This window comes from Parabacteroides sp. merdae-related_45_40, from assembly GCF_001915675.1.
Map to the genome: position 1 here is coordinate 1 of NZ_MNQY01000063.1, position 11,749 is coordinate 11,749.

The 11,749-nt window shown below is 46.0% G+C and carries 9 protein-coding genes and 2 pseudogenes; 6 read left to right on the forward strand and 5 right to left on the reverse strand.

Translation table 11 applies throughout. The annotated features are described in order from the left end of the window. The 3 genes and pseudogenes from BHV83_RS09805 to BHV83_RS09815 form a co-directional block, all read right to left on the reverse strand. Window positions 1-536, reverse strand: a pseudogene (locus BHV83_RS09805) (hypothetical protein); the annotation flags it as partial. Between the two features lie 412 nt (window positions 537-948). Further along, a pseudogene (locus tag BHV83_RS09810) lies at window positions 949-1,095 on the reverse strand (Crp/Fnr family transcriptional regulator); the annotation flags it as partial. Beyond that, window positions 1,096-1,659: an RNA polymerase sigma-70 factor gene (locus BHV83_RS09815; protein ID WP_005635091.1), complete on the reverse strand. Its 564-nt coding sequence runs from the start codon at window positions 1,657-1,659 to the stop codon at window positions 1,096-1,098. Window positions 1,660-1,813: 154 nt separating this feature from the next. Here BHV83_RS09815 and BHV83_RS09820 point away from each other — a divergent pair, with 154 nt between their 5' ends. The 6 genes from BHV83_RS09820 to BHV83_RS09845 all read left to right on the forward strand — a co-directional run bounded on the left by BHV83_RS09820 (window position 1,814) and on the right by BHV83_RS09845 (window position 7,498). Next, a complete protein-coding gene (locus tag BHV83_RS09820; RefSeq protein ID WP_005635093.1) occupies window positions 1,814-3,082 on the forward strand; it encodes a carboxypeptidase-like regulatory domain-containing protein in 1,269 nt (422 codons plus the stop codon). 78 nt (window positions 3,083-3,160) lie between these two features. Next, a complete protein-coding gene (locus tag BHV83_RS09825; protein WP_046451795.1) occupies window positions 3,161-3,712 on the forward strand; it encodes an RNA polymerase sigma-70 factor in 552 nt (183 codons plus the stop codon). Further along, the gene (locus BHV83_RS09830) at window positions 3,705-4,553 is read left to right on the forward strand and encodes a FecR family protein (protein WP_122205820.1); all 849 of its coding nucleotides are present in this window, start codon (window positions 3,705-3,707) and stop codon (window positions 4,551-4,553) included. Before BHV83_RS09825 ends, BHV83_RS09830 begins: the two co-directional genes overlap by 8 nt. A 30-nt stretch (window positions 4,554-4,583) precedes the next feature. Then, window positions 4,584-6,143, forward strand: a complete 1,560-nt coding sequence (locus tag BHV83_RS09835; RefSeq protein WP_374938856.1) for an STN and carboxypeptidase regulatory-like domain-containing protein — start codon at window positions 4,584-4,586, stop codon at window positions 6,141-6,143. Between the two features lie 493 nt (window positions 6,144-6,636). Continuing rightward, window positions 6,637-6,969 (forward strand): 6-carboxytetrahydropterin synthase QueD, encoded by a 333-nt coding sequence (gene queD / locus BHV83_RS09840; RefSeq protein WP_046451798.1) that lies wholly within the window; start codon window positions 6,637-6,639, stop codon window positions 6,967-6,969. Then, complete coding sequence (locus tag BHV83_RS09845; protein WP_005635107.1) at window positions 6,956-7,498, forward strand: 7-carboxy-7-deazaguanine synthase QueE; 543 nt, start codon at window positions 6,956-6,958, stop codon at window positions 7,496-7,498. The genes queD and BHV83_RS09845 overlap by 14 nt, the downstream gene beginning before the upstream one ends. Window positions 7,499-7,547: 49 nt before the next feature. Here BHV83_RS09845 and BHV83_RS09850 read toward each other — a convergent pair whose 3' ends face one another. Both BHV83_RS09850 and BHV83_RS09855 read right to left on the reverse strand, forming a co-directional pair. Next, window positions 7,548-8,888, reverse strand: coding sequence for a dihydroorotase (locus tag BHV83_RS09850; RefSeq protein ID WP_046451799.1), 1,341 nt, complete (start codon window positions 8,886-8,888; stop codon window positions 7,548-7,550). Between the two features lie 7 nt (window positions 8,889-8,895). Beyond that, window positions 8,896-11,694, reverse strand: coding sequence for a polysaccharide lyase family 8 super-sandwich domain-containing protein (locus BHV83_RS09855; RefSeq protein ID WP_122205821.1), 2,799 nt, complete (start codon window positions 11,692-11,694; stop codon window positions 8,896-8,898). Window positions 11,695-11,749: the final 55 nt, after the last annotated feature.

The following is an 11,749-nucleotide window of genomic DNA, read 5'->3' on the forward strand; positions in this document are numbered from 1 at the left end:
CCGATGTTCACATTGACACTTACGTTGGTACTGCCGTTGGAATAATCCGTATCGTAGCCATAAGCATAATATCCGTCACTCAGATACAGATCGACTTGGTCTGCTCCGGCAATCGTAATCTTGCTCGGCGAATGGTAACGGATGATACGCTCGGTATATTCCGTATCCGAACGACGTTCCTTTTTAGAATCGGAAGCGACAGTTTTTTCATTATCCATATCGTCGTTATATTCGGCCAAGATTTCACCGTCTGAATCTTCATCATACGGCTCCTCCACGTCAACCGAAGTATAGCGACGGTTATATTCATCTACATCTCGTTCTTCATCAGACACAGCACTTTTTCTTTTGCTGGTACTGTATGTAGACGTCATCGTAGTACGTTCAGCATCCTCTTTAGGCTGTATGACCTTCTCTTCTGTTTTTTCTTTTTTATCTTTTTTGCTGGAAGAGAAATACACATCATCAAAGAACTCCTCCTGGGCTGCGGCACTGAAGCCTACCAGAAGCATCACCATCAAAGATGTTAATTTCATGGGTTTCATATTCGTTTCTCCTCTACTTTATAATATTTCTATTCTTTAGACTAAATACAAGGGGGTAGGTTTAATACCCCTTCTGTCTCACTAATAAAAACCATCCATTTTATTCACAAATATAGCTGTTTCCAAATAGTTTCCAAGCATTTATATATACTTTAACCATCCGGACAGCTTCATCGTCCAATAATCTCCATTATAGATAAGATGCTTTGGAAAAAAGAAACGCTGCACAACATACAGAAATGACCGTGTATCAAAAATGTCAAGACCACCCCATGTAAATAGGATTATATAAGACATGCATTTTGAAACTACATTTGCGGGTAATATATTTTTTCACCTTTCTACCCACCAGGCAAAATACAGACTCTACTTACTAAATGATAAACGTGTAAAAAAACAAATGTTATTTCACAGAGGCGCGTATCCGGCTAAGCGACTGCGGGGTAATTTGCAGGAATGAAGCAATATGCTTCAACGGGACCCGTTGGAAAAGGTCCGGGCGCGTACGCAACAAGGTCTCGTATTGCTCACGGACATCACTCCAACTGTCTCAATTTTCGGTTCCGCTTATATAACGCGACAACATATCTCGCATCCGCCCGATCGCTTTCTGTAACTGTACATCGACCGTATTGACGCTTATGCCCAAGTCTTTCGCTACCTCGGCATAAGACTGCTTTTCTTCACGTACACGGATAAATATTTCACGACATCGCTCCGGCAGGCGATCGAGGGCCTTGACATAGTGGGCGAAAAGTTCCTCACTGACCAAGATGTCTTCCGGCGATTCACCGGAGATGGACACACCGTCAAAAGCATCCGCCGTCATGTCTTTCCGGCGTTGTTCCTTTTCGAGATAGTTCAGAGAGGCATTTTTTATCGTGATAAAGAAATAATCTTCCAAATTGGCTATATGGTGCAAAGACTCGCGACGTTCCCATATTTTCAGGAATACATCGAGGACGACCTCCTGTGCCCACTCTTCCGTATGCAGATAGTAGTAGGCTATACGAAAGAAACGGTCGAAGCAAAGATTATAAAAGCTACGCAGAGCAGTCTGGGAATTCTCCTCTTCGATCCGCCTTAAATATTTCCTTATCTCCTGCTCTGTCATCGTCTCATCTTAGTATAACCTGCGCAAAAATAGTCAAATTTTCAAACTATGTCCATCATAATAAAAAAATCCAGGGACGAAGCATAGGGTATTTGCCGGCTGAACCATCTTAGTAATACAAGCACGAGTATTTACTTATTAAACTATATGAGATATGAAAGCGATGCATAAACAACTATGGGGATACTTGCTCATTACACTGTCGCTGGCGGGATTCACGCCTTTACAGGCACAAACGGATTCGGCTGACGAAGGGGGTTACATCACGGTCAGTGGTATCGTAAAAGACAAAAAGAGCAAAAAGAGCCTGGAATATGTCAATATTTCTATTCCGGGCAGTACGACCGGCACGGTCACGAACGCCGACGGTGAGTTTTCTTTCAAGGTAAAGGATTCCATCCATGCCAAAGAAGTGGAGATTTCGCACCTCGGATATTTCAACAGTAAAATAGAACTCAACGGCAAGGATGTGGAAGAACAGACCGTGTGGCTGACCCCCTACACGAATATGCTCGACGAAGTTATCATCCATGCCCGCGATCCTCGTTACTTGGTGGAAGAAGCAATCAAAAAGATTCCGGCCAACTACAGTTCGAAGCATAGCCTCCTAACCGGATTCTATCGTGAAACGGCCCAGAAAGGGCGCCGGTATATCAACATCTCGGAAGCGGTGATCGATATCTACAAGACTCCTTATGACGAGGGAGTAGACCGCGATCGCGTACAGATATTCAAAGGGCGCAAGCTGCTCAGCCAGAAAGCAAGCGACACATTGGCCGTCAAACTGCTGGGAGGCCCGAACCTATCCGTCTATGTGGACGTGGTGAAGAATCCGGATGTACTGCTCGACCTGGAAAGCCTGCCTTACTATAAATTCCGGATGGAAGAATCGACAACGATCAACGACCGGCCACAATACGTTATCAATTTCGAGCCGCAAGCCATATTACCGTATGCGCTTTATTATGGAAAACTATACATCGACAAGGAACGGCTCTCTTTCACGCGGGCCGAATTCTTTCTCGACATGAACGACCGCAACAAGGCCACGCAGGCGATCCTCCGGAAAAAGCCGTTCGGGTTACGGTTCAAACCGGTCGAAGTCTCGTTCCTGGTCAACTATAAGGAACGCAATGGGCTGACTTATCTGAGTTACATCCGTAACGGCGTCCGCTTCAAATGCGACTGGAAACGCAAATTGTTCTCAACCAATTACACCATCCTTTCGGAGATGGTCGTAACGGATGGCAAGGAAAGCGGCATAAACACTATTCCCTACAAGATGGCATTCAGATCCAACCAGTCCTTATCGGACAAGGTTTCCAATTTTGCCGATGAAGGTTTCTGGGGTTCCTACAATATCATCGAGCCGACAGAATCATTGGAACACGCTGTCAACAAACTGAAGAAGCAACATAGGTAATGTGCCAATTTGCCAATGAGCAGATTAATGTATAAATTAGCAACATTTCTCAATTGGCACATTGAATAATTATTAAACATGAAAGACCTGCTTACACTTACAAAGATCAAAAATGGAGACGTCAAGGCTTTTGAACAAGTATTCCGTCTGTATTATATGCCTCTTTGTATATTTGCAGCCAGCATAACCGGGAGAATGGATATTGCGGAAGAGATCGTACAAGAATTATTCTATGTGTTTTGGAAGGAAAGGGAACGGTTACAATTGTTTCATACGATAAAAAGCTATTTGTATGGGGCCGTGCGTAACCAATCCCTCCAGTACTGGGAACACCAGGATGTACGCAACCGTTATCGGGATGCCATCCTCTCCCACCCGGATAAAGACGACACACCGGACGACCCACAGGAGCAGATCGAATACAAGGAACTGGAAGCTCTGGTAAACCGGACACTCGAAAAGCTTCCCGAACGTCGTCTCCGCATATTCCGGATGCATCGTTTCGAAGGAAAGAAATATGCGGAAATCGCATCCAACCTCTCCCTTTCAGTCAAAACAGTCGAGGCCGAAATGACGAAAGCACTCCGAACACTACGAGACGAATTAGAGATTTACATGAAATATGATTGAAACAGAAAGAAATAAAAGAAAAACAGACCGGGCCTGGAATACGTTGTACCAACGTCTGGATGAAGAAGGTTTGCTTTCGGGCAGACCGGCTTCGCCATTCAGAAGCCCTGCATGGAAAAGAGGAGTAGCCGCTGCTGCCGTCGCCCTTCTTTGCCTGCTTGTCTCTGTCACCTACCTGAACAGGTCCGGGCAGGATACCGATCCGAACCTGCTCACCCGTCAGAACAGTGAGACGGCAACGACATTGGTAACCACCCTTGAGGATGGTTCCGTGGTCTACCTGGCAGGAAATACTTCATTGAAGTTTCCTGAACATTTCTCATCCGACCGACGGGAAGTGAGCTTGCAAGGGAATGCCCTGTTCGATGTAGCCGGCAACCACAAGCGGCCGTTCATAATTGAAACCGAAGATACACGTATCGAAGTGTTAGGGACGGCCTTCAATGTGAAAAGTAACGATAGCACTCCTTTCGAACTGTCTGTACAGCGAGGGGAAGTAAAAGTGACGTTGAAGAAGGACGGACAGGACATCCATGTAAAAGCCGGGGAAACCGTCACGCTCCTCTCCCGAAGACTGCAATTGAGCATGACGCCCGATCCGGCACTATTCGACCGCTATACCAAACGAATCAGGTTCAAAGACGAAAAATTAGGCAATATCCTGCGGGTGATCAATCTGCAAAATCCGGATATCCGGTTGGAAACGACACCAGAGCTATGGAACCGGACGCTTACCGTCACCTTCTCCAATGATACACCCGAAGCGATGGCTGAACTGATCTGCCTTGCCCTCGATTTGAAGAAAACACGACAGGACAACATGATCCTTTTATTCAATTGACAATTAAATGTTATTTATATAGTGAAGCTAATGATTCAGATTTTTCGCCTTCTCTGTCTGTGCTTTTGGATGCTTTTGCTTCCGACAGGCCTGTTATGCGCAGAGGGAGGCGATGATGTTTTGGCCCGCATGATTCACTTATCCAAAGAAAAAAATACCGTCTACCGCCTGCTTGACAAAGTATCGGAACAAACCGGCTTTCTCTTTATCTATGACAGCAAGCTGATCGATAATGAAAAAACGGTACGCATCCCGAAAGGAGACTACACCATCCGGCAGGCAATTTACCTGATCACAGGAAACAAAGAACTGAGCTTGCGTGTGATAGGCGATCACATCCTGATCTCCGGGCCGCAACCTGCCAGGCAAACAGCCATTCCCGAGACCATTCCTCCGAAAGAGGCAGACAACTATTTTATTGTCAAAGGAATCCTACAAGACCAACAGACGAATGAACCGATCAAGGCGGGCACTATAGGAGTCCTTGCTACTTCAATCGGCAGCATCACCAATGCAAACGGGGAGTTCCGGCTCACGCTGCCCGACTCGCTTCGCCGGTCTACGCTCTACTTCTCCCACTTAGGCTACGAACCCCGCAAGATAGAGGCCTCTCTTCTCGCCGGACAACACACGGTGATCACGCTCGATGCCAAAATAATCCCGATCCAAGAAGTCGTAGTGCGCATCGTCAACCCACTCCGCCTGCTTCGAGACATGAAAGAAAACATCCGGAAAAACTACCCGCAATCACCCGCTTACCTGACTACTTTCTACCGGGAAGGAATCGAACGAAAAAATAAATTCGTAGGATTGACGGAAGCTGTATTCAAAATTTACAAATCGGCCTACAAGCCCAATCCGGCACCGGACCAGGTCAAACTGCTCAAAATGCGCCGGATCATCAGCCAGCAGGAAAAAGACACGATCATCGCCCGGATGAAGTCGGGAATCAACGCCAGCCTGAGCCTGGACTTGATAAAAGAATTGCCTGACTTCCTTCTGACAGATGAAAAGATAGAGTCTTATATGTATGCATCTTCCGATATCGCCGTGATCGACGACCGGTTAGCCCATGTGATCTATTTCGAACAAAAAGGAAACATCAACTCCGCCCTTTACCGGGGAGAACTGTATATCGACACGGAAAACAACACATTGCTCCGCGCCCATTTCGAAATCAACCCCAAATACATTAAACAGGCTACCGGGATGCTGGTGGAAAAAAAGAGTCGCAACCTAAAGATCACTCCCCAAAAAGTGATCTATACCGTAACATACAAACCTTACAACGGCCAATATTACATCAACCATGTCCGAGGCGACCTCTTTTTCAGGATAAAGAAAAGGAAACAACTGTTCGGAACTTTCCCACTGCATACCTGGTTCGAGATGGTTACCTGCAAAATAGACACGAACCGAGTAAGCCGCTTTGCCCGTAGCGAAGCATTACCGACACGGACAATCTTTGCGGAAACCCGATTTACTTACGATGAAAAGTTCTGGGGCAACTTCAACATGATCCCACCTGAAGAAAAACTCAATGATGCGATTGGGAAAATATCGTCAAAAATAGAAGAAACAAAAGAGTAACCCTCTAAAAATCATAAAGAGGACCTTTTCTCAAAGGTCCTCTTTATAGGTTTTAATAGGTATTAGTCTTTAAGGCAAAAAGATTGTTTAGGTTATCTGCTTGCAAAGATGAGGCATTTTAAATTACTGAACAAATAAAAAAAGATATTATAAAACACATTTTTAAGATTATCGAAACTTATTTGCAGCTTCTTCTATTTTTTAACAATATAGGACTGCTGCCGAAATACTGGTTCAGAGACGTTAAAACCACCTCATATCTTTGATTATGAAGCAAATTAATACATAATATTTTTATTTCACAACAAAAAAGTTCATTTTTACGATAGATCCTCCCCTGATCTTTGTTTTAAATACATACAAACAGTTACAGATATTTTTAATATTTCAATACATTAAGTACCGCTTCGGAACCCGATTTTTTCAGTAAATTTGCACCTTGTACCGAGGTGACATTAGGTGCAGGCATAATATTCTAAAACAGTTTTATCGTATGTATACCGTTATCAAACGTATGGAGATTTCGGCAGCTCACAGTCTGTCGCTTTCCTATCCGAGCAAATGCGAATATCTGCATGGTCACAACTGGATTATCACCGTGCATTGCCGTTCCAAAGAATTAAACACAGATGGCATGGTGATCGATTTCACCCATATCAAGCAGGTCGTAAAAGATCAGCTCGATCACCGGAACCTCAACGAGGTGCTCCCTTTTAACCCGACAGCCGAGAATATCGCCCAGTGGATATGCGACCAGCTTCCCACCTGCTACAAAGTAGAAGTTCAGGAATCAGAAGGAAACACGGCAATCTATGAGAAAGATTAACGAGATATTCTACAGTCTCCAAGGAGAAGGTTTCCATACGGGTACGCCTGCCGTTTTCGTCCGCTTCTCCGGATGCAACCTGAAATGCAGTTTTTGTGATACCCGACACGAGGAAGGGATCTTGATGTCTGATGAAGATATTTTACAAGCTATTTCAGCCTTTCCTTCAAATGTCGTTATCTTGACAGGAGGCGAACCTTCGCTCTGGATCGACCAGACTTTTATCGATCTGCTACACATGGCAGGAAAATATATTTGCATCGAGACTAACGGGACAAACCCGTTGCCGGAAGGCATCGACTGGGTGACCTGTTCCCCGAAAGGGTTTCCCTTGAGGCTGACACATATAGATGAGATCAAAGTGGTCTATACAGGACAGGACCTGACGGAATACGCCGGTTTGAAAGCAACCTGGCATTTCCTCCAACCCTGTTCCTGCCTGAATACAAAAGAGGTGGTAGAGTACATCCTCCACCACCCCCAATGGCACCTCAGCTTGCAAACGCACAAACTTATTGATATCAGTTGAAAGGTGAAAGTTATAAAGAGACGTAAAATTAACTTTCACCTTTCACCTTTCAACTATACCGAGCTTCCATCCCGCGAACCTCATCATTCACCCGTCCATTGTCATAGGCCAGTTGCCCGTTGACGAATGTTTTCCAAACGGCATGATGGAATGTATAGCCTTCGAAAGGAGACCAACCGCATTTATACAGTATATTTTCTTTTGCCACTGTCCAGGTTTCTTTCGGATCGACCAAGACAAGGTCGGCATAATAACCTGGACGGATATAGCCACGGCGATCCACGCGGAAAAGTTCTGAAGGCATGTGAGCCATCTTTTCCACCACTTTTTCGTAAGTGAAACGGCCTTCCATCGCCAATTCCAGCATAACAATAAGCGAATGCTGGATCAGCGGACCTCCGGAAGCGGCTTTCAGGCAACTTCCCTCCTTTTCGGAAAGGAGATGCGGGGCATGGTCGGTCGCCACAATATCGATTGTGTTGTTATTAACGGCTTCACGCAGTGCCGTACGGTCTGCCAGCGTCTTAATCGACGGGTTCCATTTGATACGGTTTCCGAACTGTTCATAATCGCCATCGTGAAACCAAAGATGATGCACACATACTTCACCTGTGATCTTCTTTTCACTAATCGGAAGCTTATTACTCAACAAAGAAAGTTCTTTTGCTGTCGAAAGATGCAGAATATGCAGACGGGAACCGAGACGGGTAGCCAGTTCAACTGCCTCGGACGAGGAAGCATAGCAGGCTTCCTCGCTACGGATCTTACTATGGAAGGAGATATCCAAGTCGTCACCGTGCAAGCCCGTATAATGAGCGATGTTCCGTTTGATGACCTCCTCCTTTTCGGCATGGATAGCGATAAGCATCCCGGCTTCGCCGAAAATACGTTCCAGGCTATCCTTCTTATCGACCAACATATTACCGGTGGAAGAACCGAGAAAGAGTTTCAGACCCGGCACACGGCTACGATCCAGTTTACGGATTTCATCCATATTGTCGTTCGTCCCGCCGAAGAAGAAGGAATAGTTAGCAACCGACATTTCAGCTCCCCGTTGCAATTTCCATTCCAGATCGGCAAGAGTTGTCGTCTGAGGCTTCGTATTCGGCATATCCATGAAGGTAGTCACCCCACCGGCTACAGCAGCACGGCTTTCGCTGGCGATATCGCCTTTATGCGTCAATCCCGGTTCACGGAAATGCACCTGATCGTCGATAGCACCCGGAAGCAAGTATTTACCTGTAGCATCTATCACGGTCGCATCACCGGACTCAGCCGGAATTGTCCCTTCATATACTGCGGCAATCTTATCATCTTCGATCAGTACCGAACCGGTGAAGGTGCGGCCTTCGTTAATGATAGTGGCGTTTTTTATCAGCGTTCTATTCATATTTCTTTTATTTTAGTCGTGACAAAGGTACGAAATTCTCCAGTTTTAATATTCCCAAAGAAGACGGGATATGGAAATCCGGTTCGGCAGCATCAGGGACGATCCAGGATGACCAGATCACGCGCTCCCCGGCATCGTCGAAATAATCGGCCCGGTAAACACCCATGCGGATTTCACCTTCCGGAGAAATCAACCCTAATTTTCTTAGCGTCTTCAACGAAATGCTCCCTTCCACACGGTAAGAATCTTTACCGACGGAAGTTGCCAACTTCAGATCCTTGAAGTTCCAGTTAAAATCAAACTTACGATAGTTATGCGCTTCATAATCCATCACTTTCCCCTTCGGATCGATCTCCGCACAATAATACGTCTTCATCTCCGGATCCTTGCTCATAAAAAACTCGATCCGGTCTCCATTACCGACAGAAGCCTCCGTCTTCTCGTCATTATAAACCAAAGTAGTATCAGACACCTCATACAGGAAATACAGGTTCTTTTGATCATGACAGGCATAAAAAGCGGTTTTGTCTTTTTCCGCCCCGTCCCAGGGAGCGATTAGACCAGTTACAGCCGAGACGTTTTTCCAGTCGTCTTGTTTACCATCCACTTTGATTCCTTTGGAAAAAGGAGCACTGATAAACGGTTGGGCAGAAATGCTTTTTCCCGGTTCATGGCAGGGAGGGAAGACGATCTTCACATCCTTCCCATTCATTTTGAGCGACAGGGAATGTTGCTTGTGTGTCGGATCGGCAGCTTCGATCAACCAATTTCCATTATGCAGACGGAACATATAAATACCCGGAGTCTGTAAATCGACCTGCAAGTCTTTTTGCAAGTTTACTACCTGCGGCTCATACGCCGTCACATAAAAACAGTTGCCGGCAGCAACAGCCTGAATGGGTGTGTCATTCCGGATCACCCGGATATCCTGTACTGCAAAAGCTGCGGTTTTTTCGGCGGTAGAAGCTGGAAGGATCAAATATTGGTAATCGGCGTTATCCTCTCTTCCATGATCGATATAGAGACTAACAATCTCTCCTTCTACCGTTTTAGGAGCATATGATCCCATAAAATCACACCAGCGCCCGGATCGCTTTTCCGAAATGGCCACATAGGCGGAAGGTTGTAACAGAATATACCCTGTGTTATCATGGAAGAAACGTTGTTCCTCCGGAGAAGAAACATACTTTCCCTGTACCGGCAACCAATTACCATCGGCATATCGGAGCAAATCGCCCCGTTTCACCCGCTGGTCTACAGATGTCGTAACCGCCAAAATGCTGTCCGAACGAATCCCGGCACCTAAGCAAAGGACATAATCGCGGGTAAAGATCCAGGACTTGTGCGCCTGCAAACCATCCCGATCCAAGACCATTGCCGTCATTCCGGTTTCACCATCCGTCACACCTCCGACAAAGGCAGTCTTATTCCTCACATGCGCCCCATAATTGAAAAAAGCAGGAACGGGAGCCTCGCTCTCATAAGCGGTAATGCCTGGAATCTTCCGCCAGTCCCAGAAAGGAAAAATATTCAGATACTCGTCACCACGACAGTACGTATAAAGAGCACCGTCGCCCATATAAAAGCCTTTCAAATTATCTTCGTTCACCAACTCCGTGCCGATCACCCGGTCAGAGGCCATCTTGACCGAAGCCATCCAGGTGGAGAAACGATGAACGGTCTGATCAGAATCCCAGAAATGTTTATGCCCGATGAAAGCACTACCTTTTCTTTCGGGAGCATAGTTATCTTTCAGGAACTCATTCATCTGCCGGATATCTTCAGCGGAACTGCCACGCATCAGGGCATTTGTGGCAAAAGCCAGACTGAATGCCTTGTGTATCTGCCCGCTATGAAACAATTGCCGGTCCAGTGCATTGACATCCATATACCCTTTCCAGACAATCCAACGATAGCCGTTCAGAAGGAAAGAATTCAAAATTCCCTGTTGTTCCTTGTTCAGGGCAAAAACGGTTCCCGCAAACAGGCCGGAATAAGAACTCATCTCCGTCAGGAAAGCCAATCCGTAGTTTCCGAATTGTTGCTGCGGTCCGTGCTGATGAAAGCTCCAGTCGCTTTTGATTCCTTCCTGCATACCAGTCGTAATCTCGGATACAATAGTATCACGGGCAGCCTTTACCAATTCGAAATCATCCTGCAACAGTCCACGCATCAACACATTCCCGGCAAGCCAGACTTTATTCTGTCCTGTCATGCCGAACTTGGCATTTTCCATCACCTCGATGGCGGCTTCCTTTTCCTCCGGGTTCAATTGTTCTTTCATTAGGAGGAAAGCTGGTCCCAATGTCTTGGGAACACCGATCTGGTTATACCACCAGTTCTTACAGACCGGTTTCTCCCGGAACCAGTAGCCCAATGCCAGGTGAATGACCGATTCGAGCTTCGGTTCCCAATGACAATCGCCCTCTTCAGCCCTGTACAGCTTGGCTAGTTCCAGCACCCGGTCGGCATGTTCCTTGACAGACCAGCCCGATCGTTTCTGGTCGTTATAGTTAATATCCGGCCAGGAACCGTCTTCTCGGATCGTTTCCATATATCCCGCTATTTTCTCCACGTTGAAAGGATAACGCTGGTGGAGTTCAACGACAACCTGATCGGATATTTCCGTTTCAGGCTGTATGCCTGACAAGAGTTCCACCAATGAAGCCATCCGGTCGTCATTCGATATAAAAGACTGGATATAGTTTTGTTGAAGCCGTTCCAATTCCTGTTGCGGTGTCTGTGCAAACAATGGAACCGCCACAAAAGAGAGTAGAAAAAAAGAGACTTTATTTCGTAAATTCATGGTATATATTATAGATTATTCATACAACTAATCCGCAGCCCAATTCAAGCTCCTA